Origin of the sequence: Streptomyces sporangiiformans (genome assembly GCF_005768555.2) — a bacterium.
Classification (GTDB): Bacteria; Actinomycetota; Actinomycetes; order Streptomycetales; family Streptomycetaceae; genus Streptomyces; species Streptomyces sporangiiformans.
Genome location: NZ_VCHX02000296.1, coordinates 1 through 15499, shown reverse-complemented (window position 1 = coordinate 15499; position 15499 = coordinate 1). Strand labels below are relative to the sequence as shown.

Genomic DNA, 15499 nt, shown 5'->3' with positions numbered 1-15499 from the left:
GCCGGGCGGCCGCGGCCGCCCGGCCCCTTCGTGCACCGGCCGAAGTCGCCCCGCTCAGGAGGTGGCCGTCGGGCTGATGATGAAGTTGCTGAAGCCGCCGTTGCGTTGGGCGATTCCGCCGATGGCGTCGTTGACCTGCTCCAGCGGGAACACCTGGTGCTCCAGCGGCCCGAGGTCGAGGAGGCCGCCCTCCACCATGTCGGCCATGGCCTGGCCCTCGCCGGAGGTGAACCACGCCGAACCGATCAGCCGCAGCTGCTGGTCCATCATCCGGTGGATGTCGATGGGCAGATCGCCGGCGACGGCGCCGATGTTCACCGCGATGCCCCCGCGCGCCATCGCACGCATGCCGGCGAGGAACGTCTCGTGCGGTGCGCCCGGGCCGAGCGCGTCGATGTAGATGTCGGCGCCGTAGCCGTCCGTCTCCTCGCGCACCCAGTCGTCGACCGGACCGTCGTTGAGGGAGTGCAGGCGCAGTCGGCCGTTCCCGAGCTTGGCGACCTGGTCGAGCAGTCCCTGGTCGCGGCCGGTGCCGTACACGTGCGTCAGGCCGAGTGCGGGCGCGAGGAGCGCCGCGCCGATGCCGAGGGTGCCGCTGATGCCGTTGATCAGGATCGTCTTGCCCGGACCGGCACCGGCCTTGCGGAGCGCGGAGTACATGGTGCCGAGGTAGCCGAAGCGGGCCGCGGCGTTGAAGGACAGCGAGTCGGGCAGCTTCACCAGGGAGTGGGCGGGCGCCACCATGTACTCGGCCAGGCCGCCCTGGTAGCGGTCCAGCAGGTCGATCGCGGTGGCGGAGAAGCCGAAATATCCGGCGAAGGCGTAGCTGGCGCAGTTGATCGAGTCGCCGTTGCGGCACGACCGGCACGACCCGCAGGAACGGCCCGGGTTGACGTACACCCGGTCGCCCGGCTTGAACGCCTGGACGCCCTCGCCCACGGACTCGACCACTCCGGCCGGGTCGAGCCCGAAGACCGCCGGAAGGGTCGGCAGGGGGCTGTGCGGGAACCACGTCGTCCACATGTTCAGGATGTTGGCGAGGTTCGGGACGATGTTGACGGCGTGGACGGTCACCCGGACGTCACCGGGTCCCGGCTCGGGGATCGGGAGCTCCTCGAGCTTCATCGGCTCGCCGACGTGGTGCATCCGCGCGGCGCGCATGGTCGCAGTCATGGCCTCTCCTTGGGTGTGGGTGATGGAGATGCCACCGGTGACGCCGGCCCGCATCTCGGGTGGTGAAGGTTGAACTGACCGAACTGGATCAGTCGTTGTGGAGCAGGGCCGTCAGCCGCGCCCGCTGCAGCTTCCCGGTCGCTCCGCGGGGCAGGGCCGGTACGACGCAAAGGCGCCGGGGCCACTTGTGCCGGGCGAGCCGGCCGTCGAGGTGGTCGCGGAGGTCGTCCAGGGACGGTTCGCCGTCGGTCGTGACCAGGAAGGCGGTCACGACCTCTCCCCAGACAGGGTCCGGCGCTCCGGAGACCGCGACCTCCACAACACCCGGGAGGTCGGTCAGCGCGTTCTCGACCTCGGCGGGGTCGACGTTCTCGCCGCCGGTGATGATGGTGTCCTTGACGCGTCCGACGACCTCCAGCCGGCCCTGTGCGTCGATCCGCCCCCGGTCTCCGGTGTGGAACCAGCCGTCGGGGTCGGTGGTGGACCGAGGTCCGGTGGGGGTCCAGTACGAGGACGCGACCGACGGCCCTCGTACCCAGATCTCGCCCGGGGCTTCCACGGGGGCGGGCGACCCGGCCTCGTCCACGACGCGCAGTTCGACGCCGGGCGCGGGACGCCCCGCCGAGGTCGGTGGTTCACCCGCCGCGTCGAGCGCGGAGTACGTCACGCCGGCGCTGGTCTCCGTCAGGCCGAAGGAGTTGACCACACCGATTCCGCGCTCGTCGAGCCGTGCCCTGGTCGCCGTCTGGACGGGTGCTCCTCCGGAGAGCACCCACCGCAACGTGTTCAGGCCGCCGTCGCCGAAGCGGGGGTGGCGGGCCAGCAGGGCCGCCATGGCGGGCACGGCGAAGGCGCAGGTGACGCCGTGGTCACGGACGAGGTCGATGAACAGGCCTGCGTCGAACTTCGGGGCCAGTACCACGGTCCCGCGACGTGCCCAGGTGCACTGGGGAAGTCCGCCCAGTACGGCGACATGGGCCAGCGGTGTGGCGACGAGGGCGACGTCGTCCTCGCCGACGGGCAGCCGGGACAGCCCGGCCACCATGCTCCAGTGCAGGTTGTCGTGCGTCAGCGCGACGCCCTTGGGACGGCCCGAGGTTCCGGAGGTGAAGGCGATGACCGCGATGTCCGAGCCGGCCGGGGGCTCGACGTGGAGCCCTTCGGCGACGGCGGCGGACGGCCCGTCCCCGGGGCGCAAGTCGTCCCAGGTCAGGCGAAGCGGGGCGGAAGGGGCGGAGTCGGCGGCCACGGCCGGTCGGTGCTCCCAGAAGCCCTCGTCGGCGACGACGGCGCGCGGCGCCGTCTCCTCGCAGACGACGGCGAGTTCGCCGCCGGTCACCTGAGGATGGACGGGGACGAGGACGGCTCCCATCCTGGTCACGGCGAACAGCGTGATGAGCGCCTCGGGCCGGGCGGCCCCCTGCATCACGACGCGGTCGCCGCCGCGTACCCCGGCCTTCTCGAGGCGGGCGACGGTGCGCCGGATCGCCAGCTCCAGCTCCGCGTACGTCCACGACCGGTCCGTGAAGACCAGGGCGACCCGGGAGGGAACCTCGGCGGCGCTCGCCACGAGGTGGGCGCCGAACCAGGTGTCCGCCCCGGCCGGGGCCGTGGATGCCGCGCTCATGTCCGTACCTCCGACGTGCGTCTGGCGCGCGCGAGGGCGCCGAGAGTGGATCCCACGAGATCGGCCGTACGCACCGGCACCCGACGCTCCAGCAGCCGACGGGCCGCCAGGTGCTCGGCGGGCCAGTTCAACGTCTCCACGGCCACCAGCCGGTCGTCGCGGAAGGCGTACGCGGCCAGCCGTTCCGGCGAGTCGCCCGGCACCATGTGCACCTCGTCGGTGCTCGCGCGGAGCCCGGCGATCTGCAGTTTGACGGCGCCCTGATCGCTCCAGAACCACGGCAGGCTTTCGTACGGGGCGGGGGAGCCGGCGATACGCCGGCCGACCAGCGCCCCCTGGTCGGTCGCGTTCTGCACGGACTCCAGCCGGACCAGGCCGTGCGCGTGGGGGTGCGGATGGCGTGCGCAGTCACCGACGGCGGAGACCCGGGGGTCGGTGACCGAGCGCAGGTGCGCGTCCACCACGACTCCGTCGTCCACGGCCAGGCCCGCGTCCCGCGCGAGTTCGTCCCGGGGAGCCGCTCCGATGCCGTAGACGACCAGGTCGGCGGGCAGGACACCCTGGTCGGTGACGACCTCGCGCACGCGGCCCGCGCCTTCGATCGACCGTACGGCCGTCGAGGTGAGGATCCTGACGCCGCCGCGCTCGTGTCGCTCCCGCAGATGCTCCTGGAGTTGCGGGGAGACGGCGCGGCTCAGCAGCCGGTCGGCCAGCTCGACCACGGTCACCCGGGCACCGTGAGTGACGGCGACCTGCGCCAGTTCGAGCCCGATGAATCCGCCGCCCACGACGACCACGTCGCGCGCCGCCGCGAGCGCCCGTCCGATCGTCAGGGCGTCGGGGATCGAGCGCAGCGCGTGTACGCCGTCCAGTTCGGCACCGGGGACGGGCAGCGGCCGGTTGCGTGCGCCGGTCGCCAGTACCAGGTGGTCATAGGGGACACGCGCGCCCGTGCGGGTGCTGACCGTGCGCGCGGCGGTGTCGATCGCCGTCGCGTCGTCTCCCAGGCGCAGGTCGATGTTCCGCTCGCGGTAGAAGGACTCCGGCACCAGGCCGGCGCGGATGTCCTCCGGCTCGGTGTGGAGCTTCTTGGACAGCGGCGGCCGCTGGTACGGCAGGTGCCGCTCTTCGGCGAGCACCGTGACCGGGGCCTCGTACCCGGCGTTCCGCAGGGTGGAGACCACGCTGAACCCGGCCTGTCCGCCGCCGACGACGACCACGCCGGCCCCGGATGATCCGCCGCTCATACCTGCTCCTCGGGCACCTGGACGACCAGCCCGTCGAGTGCGTCGGAGAGCTCGATCTGGCAGCTGAGCCGACTGGTGGGGCGGCGTTCGGCGGCGGTGAAGTCCAGCATCTCGTCCTCGACGTCGCCGGGCGGCCCCACCCGCTCGGCATGCGTCGCCTCGACGTAGACGTGGCAGGTGGCACAGGCGGCGTTGCCGCCGCATTCCGCGACGATGCCCTCGACGTCGTTCGACACGGCCGCCTGCATGAGGACGGTCCCGGACGCGGCGCTGACCTTGCGCTGGGTGCCGTCGGGCGACTGGAAGATGACGATTGGCATGAAGTCCTCCTGGTGGGGACGGCTCAGGCTGCTTGCCACGTGACATGGAGGGAGGTGAGCCCCCGGAACACCCAGCCCTCCAGGCGGTCCTCCGCGCTGTCGGCGAGGCGGAGTCCCTTGAGACGGCCGAACACGAGGGGCCAGGCGATCGCGCTCACCTCGTGGCGGGCGACCCAGGCGCCCATGCAGAAGTGCGGACCGCCGCCGAAGGCGAGATGCGGCTGGTGGGGGCGGTCGATGTCGAACTCGTCGGCCCGGTCGAACACGGACTCGTCCCGGTTCCCCGACCCGATCACCAGCGCCACCCGGCTGCCCGCGGGCAGGGGCACCCCGGCGATCTCGTAGTCCTGGGTGAGCTGGCGCGGGTACATGCCGATCGGGGACACCCAGCGGGCCGTCTCCTCGAACACCCGCTTCCAGGCCGCCGGGTCCTTCAGCACCCGGTTCAGCGTCTCGGGACGCCGCAGCAGCGCCCACGCACCCACTCCGAAGACATCACGCGGCTCGTTGACGCCCCCGCCGATGATGACCTTCACGTTGTTCTGGATCTCGGCGAGCTCCACCGGCTCGGCAGCGTGGACCATGGAGGAGATCACCGAGCCGTCGGGCTCGCGTCGCGCGATCTCGGCCATCTCGGCCACCGCCGTGTCGATGGCGGCGGTGGCCTCTTCGGCGCGCTGCCATACGCCGGGGTCGTCGGCGTAGTTGCTGTTGCCGGCCATCATCGCCCGCGACCACGCGGCGACATCGTCGGCGCTCGCATTGCGCAGGCCCAGCACGAGGGCCAGATTGGCCGCCACGAGCGGTTCCGCGAAGTCCCCGACGAGGTCCGCCGCACCGCGCCCGGCGATCCGGTCGAGCAGCCGCCGCGCGTTGCGCTCGAACGCCTCGCCCCACCGATCGCGGACCTGGCGGGGGCGGGCGGGGGGCTCGGCCGCGCTGCGCAGCCGCCGGTGCTGGGGGTCGTCCTCGCGGAGCATGTTGGGCCCGACGACCCGCAGCAGCAGTGACCCCTCCTCCCGTGAGCTGAACACCTCGGGCAGCTTCTCGGCACGGACGATGTCGTCGTACCGGGTGAGCAGGTGCCGACCGATCGAGGGGACCCACGCCAGCGGGGCGTGGCGCCGCAGCCGCGCGTACGCCGGGTACGGATCGCGCCGCAGCTCGGCGAGGTCGAGCTCGACGACCGGTGCGCCGGGTGCCGCGGTGGTGACGGCGCTCACGAGGCCCCGCCCGCACCTATCAGGACGAAGAAGACCGTCGCGGGCTCGGTACCGGGGTTGCGCCAGGCGTGCCGTGTGCTGTTCTGCACGACGATGTCACCGGGGCCCAGGGTCGCGACTTCCCCGCCGTCGAGGTCCAGGACGATCTCGCCCTGCAGGACCACTCCGTAGTCCACGGTGGGGGTGGTGTGCATGCCGGGTGCGTCGGGCTCGAAGAGCTCGGCGAGCCCCGGGGTGGCCTCCAGCTGCTCGGCCCCCGCGGCGGCCGGGTTGAAGCTGGGGTCGGCGTAGACACTCGCCGGCGGGAAAGTGACGGTCAGAGCTATCGTTTCGCCGGGTCCCGGCACCCAGGACCGTATGGCCGCCGTCGGGTCGGCGGAGGGGGCGGCGGGCGCCGCCGTGCTCCACACCAGGGAGTTCGCGAAGCCCGGGGTGTGGGTGTACTGACGGGTGCGGGGCGGCTCGCCGTCGCTGACGACGACGGGCTTGCCGCTGGCGCTGATACCGGTGACGACACGGCGGACCATTGTTCTCTCCTTTGAGAAACTACCGGGGGGCGTCACGTGTGACGGTGGCTGAGACCTTAAAGCGCTCGCGGCCGAAAACGTCAGAGCTGTGACAGTAAAGGTACTGACGATTTTTGCGATGTCGATGCCGCCGGATACGGGGGCATACGTCCGGGGCGGGCCTCGCGGGGAGGGTCGGTCCAGTGGAGGGGCAGTCCGGTGGAGGGGCAGTCCGGTGGACGGTCAGTCCACGGGCGGGGTCTCCTGGTTGACGAGCGTACGCAGCAGGTGCACCAGCTCACTCATCTGGTCCTCGCGCAGTACGGCGGTCCAGGCCTGCTCACGGCGGGTCTGGGCCTCGATGGCGCGACGCAGTGTCTCGCGGCCCTCCGGTGTGAGTTCGACGATCAGCTGGCGGCGGTCGGTTTCGACGCGCCGGCGCGTGACGAGCCCGCGATTCTCCAGCGTGGTAAGCGCACTGGAGATGCTGGCCCGGGTGGAGCCGGAGACCCGTCCGATGTCCTGCTGGGCGAGCCCGTCATAGGCCCACAGGGCGTTCAGGATCCGGAAGCCCGCCCAGGTCAGGCCGAGTGGCCGGTGCACATGCCGCTCGAAGTCCTTGATCAGCCGCGCTTCGAGGCGGGTGAGATCGGTGACCATCTCGATCGCGTCGAGCACCTTGGGGTCGGTGGTTCCGAGCTCGCGGTGGTGGTGGCGCAGCAGCTCCGAGAGCTCCCGGGTCCGGTGCAGGCTCGTGGCCTCCGATCCGCGCACTGTGTCCGTCACGATCTCCCACCCTTCTGTCCGGCCCCTCTGCCCGGCCGGACGATGTCCGCGGCCGGACGGGCCTTGCTGCCTGTACGCCCGGGCCGTGCCGTGTCAGCCGGCGATGACCGGGTTGACCATAGTGCCCACGCCCGTGACCTCGGTCCGCAGGACCTTACCCTCGTCCAGGTACAGCCGTGGGGTGCGGCGGACGCCGCAGCCGGCGGGGGTACCGGTGAAGATCAGGTCGCCCGGCTCGAACGTCACCCGCTTCGACAGCCAGGCGATCAGCTGCGGAACACTGAAGATGAGGTCCGAGGTGCGGCCCCGCTGCACCTCGAGGTCGTCGACCCAGCCGGCCACCTCGATGTCGTCGGGGTCGTCGAACTCGTCGAGGGTCACGAGGAAGGGCCCGATCGGGCTGAAGGTGTCGTACGACTTCGGCAGCGTGAACTGGTTGATCGGCTTGCGCCACTGCTCCTTGCGGTCGCTGATGTCCTGACCGGCGGTGACACCCGCCACGTACGACCAGGCGTCGGCCTCGGAGATGTCCTTGCCGGTCCTGCCGATGACCACCACGACCTCCGCCTCGAAGTCCACCTTGTCGTAGCCGGCCGGTACCACGACGGAGTCGTAGGGCCCGATCACGGAGGTGGCGAACTTGGCGAACACCGACGGCTCGTCGGGGATGGGGAGGTTGGACTCCTCGGCGTGCTCGCGGTAGTTGAGCGCGACCCCGATCGCCTTGTACGGGCGGGAGACACGGCCCAGGTCACGGGGCTCGAAGACCTGCCAGTCCGCTTCCGCCGCCCGCTCGGCGAGGGTGCGCAGCTCGTCGTGGAGAGAGAGGTCGGACAGTACGTCGAGGCGCGGCTCGATCGCTCCCTTGCTGGCGGTGGCGATGTCCAGGGCGCGGTCCTCGCGCACGACGACGGGACGGCCGGCGAGGTTGGCGAGCTTCATGCGTGTGCTTCCTTCTGGGCGGCCTCGACGCGGGGCAGGCCGAGCGCGAGCTCGCCCTCCGTCCGGACGCCGAGGGTGTTGATGACCGTGGCGATGGTGAGGTACTGCCCGACGGTGTAGAGGACGTCGATGACCTGCTCGACGCCCAGCTCCGCCTGGAGCCGGTCCCACAGCTCGTCGTCCACGCCCTGGCGGTCGATGAGCGAGTCGGTCGCGGCGAGCAGGATCTGGTCGAGCGCGTCGAGTTTGTCCCACGCGCCGGTCGCGGCGTCGAGGATCGTCTCGTCGCTCAGGCCCGCGCGGCGGGCGATGCGCACGTGCTGGTCCCACTCGTACGCCGCCTGGGCGCGGGCGGCGATCCGCAGGATCATCAGCTCCCTGGACTTGAGCGGCAGGGTGTTCTTGCCCAGTACGTGGTTGCTGAAGACGAGGAAGCGGCGCAGTGCGTCCTCGTGGTGCGCCAGCGTGGCCCAGATCGTGTAGATCCGGCCGTCCTGGTCGCGGTACGGCGCCAGCGACGCCAGCGTCTTCTCCTGCAGGCCGGCCTCGTCGACCGGCAGTACGCGGGTTTTCTCGGGCATCGGAGATCTCCTCGTCTCGATGGCGCCACCGTATTGGTACGAATCTTGACCGTCAAGGCTTTGACAAATACGGTTGCGGCCATGACGATCCAGAGCCTTGGCTACCTCGGTATAGGCACCCCCGACCCGTCGGCGTGGGCCGCGTACGCTCGCGACGTGATCGGCCTCGCGGTCGAGCCGGCGGGTTCCGCTCCCGCCGGGGACACCGCCGCTCCTGCCGGGGATTGCGCCATCACCCCCGGGAATCCGGTGAGTTACCGCCTTCGCATGGACCAGCACCCGTTCCGGATGTGGCTGACCCCGGCCCGGACCGGTGGCGTGACCGTCATCGGATGGGAGGTCCGCGACGGGTCGGCGATCGACGAGATGACGGTCCGTCTGAAGGAGGCGGGCATCGACGTGTCCGTCGGCACGGACGAGGAGTGCCAGGACCGGCAGGTGGCCCGGATGGTGCACTTCTCCGGCCCGCTGGGCATCCGCACCGAACTGTTCTGCGGCCGTCGTCTGGCGGCCGGCCAGTTCGTCTCCCCTCTCGGCGTCGACTTCGTGACCGGGGACCAGGGGCTCGGCCACGTGGTCATGAAGACACCGCACGTGCAGGACGCGGTGGACTTCTACTGCGACGTCCTGGGGTTCCGGCTCAGCGACACCGCCGACTACCCGTGGGGCACCTTCTACTTCCTGGGCTGCAATCCCAGGCACCACAGCGTCGCCTTCATCCGGTCGTACAAGAACGAGGGCACCCACCACATCCTGTGCGAGGTGACCACGCCGGAGGATGTGGGCCGGGCACTGGACCGGACCCGCGAGCACGAGGTGCCGCTCATGGCCACGCTCGGCAAGCACGCCAATGACGGGATGTTCTCCTTCTACATGACCTCCCCGGCCGGATTCGGCATCGAGATCGGCGCGGGCGGTGTGCAGGTCGACGAGGAAACCTGGGTGAGCCGCACCTACACCGCCGACATCTGGGGCCACCACCCGGTCGGGTAACGGCCCGCCGGTTCCAGCGCGTTCTGTCTTGGCTGCGCCGATCGTCTGTCCCGATCGCCAGTCCCGTATTGCCAGTCCCGTATTGCCTGTCCCGTATCGCCTGTCCCGTCTCGACCACCCTCGAGGCGGCCCTTTCCCCGAAAGCGGGTCCGCACCCCATGCTCCAGAGTCATCTGCAGGACACGTGGGTCGCTCCCACGGCAACGCCCGAAACGGCGGACGACGTACGCGACGCGGTCACCGGAGAACTGGTCTGCCGTGTCTCCTCCCAAGGACTCGACCTCGCGGGGGCGTTCGACCACGCGCGGCGCGTCGGCGGCCCGGCACTGCGCGACCTGACCTTCCATCAGCGAGCCGACCTCCTGGACGCGGTGGCGGCGGCCGTCCGCGCCCGCCGCGAGGAGCTCTACGCGCTGTCGGCACGTGCCGGCGCCACCCTGACGGACGCCCGGTACGACATCGACGGCGGCATCCGCGTCCTGCGGGACTCCTCCACCCGCGCCCGGGCCGAGCTGCCGAACGCGCCGTTCCTGGTCGAGGGGCCCGCCGAACGCCTGGCGCGTGGCGAGGACTTCCTGGGCGTCCACCTCTGCACGCCGTCCCCAGGTCTGATGCTCCAGGTGAACGCCTTCAACTTCCCCGTGTGGGCCCCACTGGAGAAGCTGGCGCAGGCGGTGCTGGCGGGCCTGCCCACCGTGGTGAAGCCGGCCACCCCGACCGCGTACCTCACCGAGCGTCTCGTGCGGATCGTCACCGAGGCCGGTGTGCTCCCGCCGGGGACGCTGCAGTTGGTCGTGGGATCGGTGCGGCCCGCGCTCGACCTCCTCCGGGAACAGGACGTGCTCTCCTTCACCGGCTCGGCCGCCACCGCCGAGGTGCTGCGCACACACCCGAACCTGGTGTCCCGCTCCGTCCGGTTCAACGCGGAGGCGGACTCCGTCAACGCCATCGTCCTGGCCCCGGATGTACGGCCGGGGTCACCGCTGTTCGCGGCGTTCGTACGCGAGGTGGTGACCGAGATGACGGTCAAGGCGGGCCAGAAGTGCACGGCGATCCGACGCGTCCTCGTCCCCCGGGAGCACGAACTCGCGGCGCTGGACGCGATCTCCTCCGAACTGACCGGGGTGACCATCGGCAATCCCGCCGCGGAGGGCGTCCGGATGGGAGCGGTCGTCAGTCTCGCGCAACGCGAGGACGTACGCCGGTCCGTCCGCCGGATCGCGGAGTCCGGCCGTTTCGTGCACGGCGACCCCGACAAGGTGCGGGTCGTCGGCGCCGACCCCGAGCGCGGGGCCTTTCTGGACACCCTCCTGATCTCCGCCGACCCCGAAGCCGCGGCGCCCCACGAGGTCGAACCCTTCGGACCGGCCGCGACCGTGCTGGCCTACCGCGACACGCGGCACGCCACGGACCTGCTGGCGCGCGGCCGCGGCAGCCTCGCCGCCTCCGTGGTCGGCGACGACCTCGCCTGGACGGCCGCCTTCGTCCGGGAGGCGGCACCCTGGCACGGGCGGCTGCACCTGCTGGACACGACGAACATGAACCAGACCACGGGACACGGATCGCCGCTGCCCGCCCTCAGGCACGGCGGACCCGGCCGCGCCGGCGGAGGATCGGAGATGGCGGGCACCCGCGGCGTCGTGGACCTGATGCAGCGCACCGCACTCCAGGCCTCGCCGCGGCTCCTCGACTCCCTTGCGCCGCCGCCGTCCTCGCCGTCCTCGTCGCCCACGGAAACGGCGGAGACCGCGTGATGGCCGGAACCGTCCTTCGTGTCGGCAGCTGATGGGCAGTCAGACCAGCCCTCGTGCCGGCCGGCCCCCGCGCACCCCCTCGAAGCAGAGCGCCGACGTGCCGACGCCGATGCTGCTCGCCCTGGCTCTTGCCTACGCGGTCGCCCCGCTGGCCACGGACATGTACCTGTCGGCGTTCCCACGGATGACACGCGAGCTGCGCACCTCGGCCGTGGGCATCCAGCTGACACTGACGGCGTTCATGGCCGGCCTGGCCCTCGGGCAACTCGTCACCGGATCGCTGTCCGACCGCTGGGGCCGGCGCCGCCCGCTGCTGACCGGAACCGCAGTGAGCGTGGTGGCGGGAGTGCTCTGCGCGGCGGCGCCCTCCGCCGAACTGCTCGTCGCCGCCCGTTTCCTGCAGGGCTTCAGCGGAGCCGCGGGGATCGTCATCGCGCGCGCCGTGGTCAGCGACCGGGCGCGCGGGACCGGGGCGGCCCGGGCGTTCGCACTGCTCATGGTGATCGGTGGGGTGGCTCCCGTACTGGCCCCACTGACCGGCGGAGCGCTGGTCGGCGCCGTCGGCTGGCGCGGGATCTTCCTCGTCCTGGCGGGACTCGCGGCGTTGATGTTCCTCGGCGCGCTTCTCCTCGTCCCCGAGACCCTGCCCCGTGAGCTACGGCACGGCGGAGGGCTCGCCACCACCTTCCGCAGCGCGGGCGCGCTCCTGTCCGACCGGCCGTTCCTCGGCTACGCCATCGCCTTCGGGTTCGGGTTCGGCGCGCTGTACAGCTACCTCGCGGCATCGCCGTTCGTCTATCAGCACGTCTACGGCTTCTCCGTCGGAGGGTACGCGGTGACCCTGGCGGTCAATGCCTTCGGTTTCACCGCCACCAGCGCCGTCAACCGCAGGATCGTCGGGCGTTTCGGCATACGGTTCCTGCTGCGCACCGGCCTCACCGCGATGACGGTGTTCGCCGCCGCGCTCTGCGTCCTGGCCGGCACGGGGCTGCTCGTCCGCGCCGTGGCCGTACCCCTGATCTTCGCGACGGTCTCGTCCCTGGGGCTGGTCGCCGCCAACGCCACGGCGCTCGCCGTCGCCCGTGCCCCACAGGCGGCGGGCAGCGCTTCGGCGATCCTCGGGGCCTTGCAGTTCGGCCTTGCAGCCGTTCTCGCCCCGCTCGTCGGGCTGGGCGGTGAGGACACCGCCGTCCCCATGGCCGTGGCCATGCTCACTTCGACGACGGTGGCGGGATCGGCCGTCCTGGCACTGGCACGCTCGGACCGGCAGGGGGACGAACCTGCCTGAACGCGGGCCCGCGCGGGGGGCCGGGCTTCACTCGGACTGACCTGCACCCGTAGGTCTGCGCAGACAGGTCAGCGCAGACAGGTCAGCGCAGATAGATCCGGTCGGGGTCGACCGTGTCACGCAGCAGGCGGAGTTCCGCGATGGTGGGTGGTTCGATGACGGCGAGGCCGTCGGCCACATCCAGTTCCCAGCCGGTGGCGGCCCGCACCTGGTCCACGGTCACACCCGGGTGGACGGCGGTCAGGCGGAGTTCTTCGCCCGGGCCGCCACGGGCCAGGAGGCCCAGTTCGGTGATGACCCGTGTGACGCCCGCGCCTCGCGGCCGGATGCCGTCCGCCCGTGCGCGGTCCGGGCCGGGGGAGGTGCAGAAGTCCAGGGCGTCGGTGAGCGAGCGCGGCTCGTGACGGCGCATGACCACGAAGACCTCACGGGAGTTGGCCATGACCTCGATGGCACCCCCCGAGCCGGGCAGCCGGACATCGGGACGGTGCCAGTCTCCGATCACCGACGAGTTGAGGTTGCCCCATCTGTCGATCTGCGCGGCGCCGAGGAACCCGACGTCGATGTGGCCGCCCTGCAGCACGTAGCCGAACAGGGCGGGCATGGAGATCACGGCCTCGGCATCCGTGATGAGCACCGAGTCCGCGATGGTCTCCGGCAGATGGGAGGGGTGGGCACCGCAGACCCCGGACTCGTAGACGACCTCCAGGCCGGGAGCGACGGTGAGATGGGCGAGGGAGGCGGCCAGGGTGGGCAGGCCGATGCCGGCGAAGACGGTCCGCTTTCCGGCGAGTTCGCGCGAGGCGACGACGGCGAGCACTTCGGAGGAGGTGGGGGCGAGCGCGGGGACGGTCATGACGGGGCTGGGCCTTTCTCGGGACGGGACGTGCTGGGTGGGGCGCGGTGTGCAGCGTCGCTCAGCGGCGTCGGCCGTAGTCCACGGGAATGCTCAGGGCCTCGTCCACCGCCAGGCGTTCCCAGTGGTCACGGCCGAGCTTCGACACGTACGCGGCGTGGTCCTCGGTGCCGTACACCCACTCGTCGAGCCAGGCGGCCAGCCGCCGCGGGTCCTTGCTGATGTGCGCCCACTCGCGATAGAAGGCCCCGTCGCGGTCGTAGTAGCCCTGCGCGAAGGACGGGTGCGCGCCGCGCGGACAGACGACCACGGCGTCCACCGCGTGGGCGGGTATGAGCGTCCGGTTCGGGTCGGAGCGGACGACCGACGCGTCGACGATCTCCTCGACGACCACGATCGCCGTGCGGGCCGCGTACACCGCCTCGGCCTGGACCCCGGTCAGCCCCCACACATGGGTGTTGCCGGACCGGTCCGCCCGCTGGGCGTGCACGATCGTGACGTCCGGGTTCACGGGTGGGACCACGTACACGTGTTCCGGTTCGCCGTCCGGTCCGGGATACGGCGAAGTCACCTTGCGGAGTTGGCCGTTGACGCGGGGCAGGTCGCTGCCGCCGTAGGAGCGCAGCGGGTAGAACGGCAGGCGCTGGGCTCCCGCGAGGTAGCGGCACACCATGCCGTAGTGGCTGTACTCCTCGAAGGTGAGCCGGCCGTCCTCGACGCGGCGGCGCAGCTCTCCGAGCGAGCCGGCCGAGGAGTTGCCCACGAAGGACGACACCAGTGTGGTGACGCAGTCCGCCGCGAGCATCTGGTCCACCACGATGTCCGCGGTCATCCGGACGACGGTGAGGCCGCGGCGGCCCTGGCGGATGATCTCGTGGCCGGCCGCGGTGGGGATGAGGTGGGTGAAGCCCTCTACGCAGACCGTGTCGCCGTCGTGGACATAGCGGGCGATCGCGTCCCGCAAGGACATGGTCTTGTCGGGAGCGGTCGTGCCGGGTGTCGTCCTGGCACGTGTGGTCCTGCCAGTGGCGTCGGTCTGGGTATCCATGACGGCTCCTCATCCTCGGACGACCGGTGCGCTCCTACGCTGGCAGCGGGGATTGATTGAGTCCAATACCGAATTCGAGTTAATTTGAGACGGGAGAGAGAAAAGTCAAGGGGTTCTGGGGAGCCGCTGTGGAACTGCGTCATCTCGTCGCCTTCGTCGCGGTCGCCGAGGAACTGCACTTCGGCCGGGCGGCGAAGCGGCTGCACATCGCCCAGCCGCCACTCAGCCAGCAGATCCGTCAGCTGGAGAAGGAACTGGACGTCCAGCTCTTCGAGCGGAGCACCCGCTCCGTGCGGCTCACCAGTGCGGGCGACTCCTTCCTGGGCCCGGTGCGCCAGGTGCTGGAGGACCTGGACCTCGCCGTACGAGCGGCGAAGTCCGCGGGCCGCGGTGAGTTCGGGCGGGTGAGTGTGGGCTTCGCCGGAGCTTCCAGCCACTCCGCCATTCCGCGGCTCGCGCGGGCCGTGCGGGCGGCCCATCCGGGCATCGAGCTCGTCATGCACGGCCAGACGTACAGCAACCGTGCCCTCGACCGGGTCGTGGAGGGCACGCTCGACCTCGGCTTCGTACGGTTGCCGGCCACCCAGCCGCTCGTCGATTCGCGGGTCATCTACGAGGAGGAGCTGGTCTGCGCGCTGCCCTCGGACCATCGGCTCGCGGGTCAGGAGCGGATCGACGTCGCCGATCTGGCGGGGGAGCCATTCGTCAGCTTTCCCGCGAACGCGGGGTCCAGCCTGCGGGATGCCATGGTCGAGGCCTGCGAGCGGGCGGGGCACTATCCGCGCGTCGTGCAGGAGGCGCCGGACTCGTACACGATTCTGGCGATGGTGGCCACGGGGGTCGGTGTCACTCTCACCCTCTCCTCCTGCATGCACATCCAGCAGCCGGATCTGGTGTACCGGAGGCTGCGGGGCGAACCCGTCGTGCTGCGGACGGCGTTGGCGTGGCGGCGGGACAATCCCTCGGCCGCGCTGCGGAGTGTGCTGGAGGTGTCGGAAGGGGTTCTGCCCTCGCCGGGCCGGGCTGCGGAAGGCGGGTCCTGATCCGTTCGGCGACCTGGGTTCTTCGCCCCCGCCGCCCCTACCCATTCCCATCCCCCAGGGGCTCCGCCCCTTCGACCCCGTCCCTGGGGGCTGCGCCCCCAGACCCCCGCTG

15 protein-coding genes are annotated in these 15499 nt (G+C 71.3%); 4 read left to right on the top strand and 11 right to left on the bottom strand.

All coding sequences use genetic code 11. The features are described 5' to 3' along the window. Nucleotides 1-54: 54 nt before the first annotated feature. The 9 genes from FGD71_RS37195 to FGD71_RS37155 form a co-directional block, all read right to left on the bottom strand. Nucleotides 55-1173: an alcohol dehydrogenase catalytic domain-containing protein gene (locus FGD71_RS37195; RefSeq protein WP_119104964.1), complete on the bottom strand. Its 1119-nt coding sequence runs from the start codon at nucleotides 1171-1173 to the stop codon at nucleotides 55-57. 88 nt (nucleotides 1174-1261) lie between these two features. After that, complete coding sequence (locus FGD71_RS37190) at nucleotides 1262-2800, bottom strand: class I adenylate-forming enzyme family protein (RefSeq protein WP_119104960.1); 1539 nt, start codon at nucleotides 2798-2800, stop codon at nucleotides 1262-1264. After that, complete coding sequence (locus FGD71_RS37185) at nucleotides 2797-4047, bottom strand: NAD(P)/FAD-dependent oxidoreductase (protein ID WP_119104959.1); 1251 nt, start codon at nucleotides 4045-4047, stop codon at nucleotides 2797-2799. The genes FGD71_RS37190 and FGD71_RS37185 overlap by 4 nt, the downstream gene beginning before the upstream one ends. Then, nucleotides 4044-4367, bottom strand: a complete 324-nt coding sequence (locus FGD71_RS37180) for a 2Fe-2S iron-sulfur cluster-binding protein (protein WP_119104958.1) — start codon at nucleotides 4365-4367, stop codon at nucleotides 4044-4046. The genes FGD71_RS37185 and FGD71_RS37180 overlap by 4 nt, the downstream gene beginning before the upstream one ends. A gap of 23 nt (nucleotides 4368-4390) precedes the next feature. Continuing rightward, nucleotides 4391-5590, bottom strand: a complete 1200-nt coding sequence (locus tag FGD71_RS37175; protein WP_119104957.1) for a cytochrome P450 — start codon at nucleotides 5588-5590, stop codon at nucleotides 4391-4393. Beyond that, on the bottom strand, nucleotides 5587-6117 hold the full coding sequence (locus FGD71_RS37170; RefSeq protein ID WP_119104956.1) for a cupin domain-containing protein: 531 nt from the start codon (nucleotides 6115-6117) through the stop codon (nucleotides 5587-5589). The genes FGD71_RS37175 and FGD71_RS37170 overlap by 4 nt, the downstream gene beginning before the upstream one ends. A gap of 222 nt (nucleotides 6118-6339) precedes the next feature. Next, complete coding sequence (locus FGD71_RS37165) at nucleotides 6340-6882, bottom strand: MarR family winged helix-turn-helix transcriptional regulator (protein ID WP_240436959.1); 543 nt, start codon at nucleotides 6880-6882, stop codon at nucleotides 6340-6342. Between the two features lie 93 nt (nucleotides 6883-6975). Next, on the bottom strand, nucleotides 6976-7824 hold the full coding sequence (locus FGD71_RS37160) for a fumarylacetoacetate hydrolase family protein (RefSeq protein ID WP_119104955.1): 849 nt from the start codon (nucleotides 7822-7824) through the stop codon (nucleotides 6976-6978). Beyond that, entirely contained in the window at nucleotides 7821-8405 is a 585-nt protein-coding gene (locus FGD71_RS37155) for a carboxymuconolactone decarboxylase family protein (protein ID WP_119104954.1), read from the bottom strand. Before FGD71_RS37155 ends, FGD71_RS37160 begins: the two co-directional genes overlap by 4 nt. An 81-nt stretch (nucleotides 8406-8486) precedes the next feature. Between FGD71_RS37155 and FGD71_RS37150 the strand changes: the two genes are divergently transcribed. From FGD71_RS37150 to FGD71_RS37140, 3 genes are all read left to right on the top strand, one after another. Continuing rightward, nucleotides 8487-9398 (top strand): VOC family protein, encoded by a 912-nt coding sequence (locus FGD71_RS37150; protein ID WP_119104953.1) that lies wholly within the window; start codon nucleotides 8487-8489, stop codon nucleotides 9396-9398. Nucleotides 9399-9556: 158 nt separating this feature from the next. After that, complete coding sequence (paaZ, locus tag FGD71_RS37145; RefSeq protein WP_119104952.1) at nucleotides 9557-11152, top strand: phenylacetic acid degradation bifunctional protein PaaZ; 1596 nt, start codon at nucleotides 9557-9559, stop codon at nucleotides 11150-11152. A 97-nt stretch (nucleotides 11153-11249) separates the two neighbouring features. Continuing rightward, entirely contained in the window at nucleotides 11250-12440 is a 1191-nt protein-coding gene (locus FGD71_RS37140) for a multidrug effflux MFS transporter (RefSeq protein WP_205571186.1), read from the top strand. An 82-nt stretch (nucleotides 12441-12522) separates the two neighbouring features. On the opposite strand, the gene FGD71_RS37135 is transcribed toward FGD71_RS37140, so the two are convergent. Both FGD71_RS37135 and FGD71_RS37130 read right to left on the bottom strand, forming a co-directional pair. After that, nucleotides 12523-13296, bottom strand: a complete 774-nt coding sequence (locus tag FGD71_RS37135; RefSeq protein WP_119104951.1) for a CoA-transferase subunit beta — start codon at nucleotides 13294-13296, stop codon at nucleotides 12523-12525. Between the two features lie 61 nt (nucleotides 13297-13357). After that, nucleotides 13358-14266, bottom strand: a complete 909-nt coding sequence (locus FGD71_RS37130) for a CoA transferase subunit A (protein WP_119104961.1) — start codon at nucleotides 14264-14266, stop codon at nucleotides 13358-13360. Between the two features lie 206 nt (nucleotides 14267-14472). Here FGD71_RS37130 and FGD71_RS37125 point away from each other — a divergent pair, with 206 nt between their 5' ends. Then, entirely contained in the window at nucleotides 14473-15387 is a 915-nt protein-coding gene (locus FGD71_RS37125) for a LysR family transcriptional regulator (RefSeq protein WP_119104950.1), read from the top strand. The last annotated feature ends 112 nt before the right edge of the window (nucleotides 15388-15499 follow it).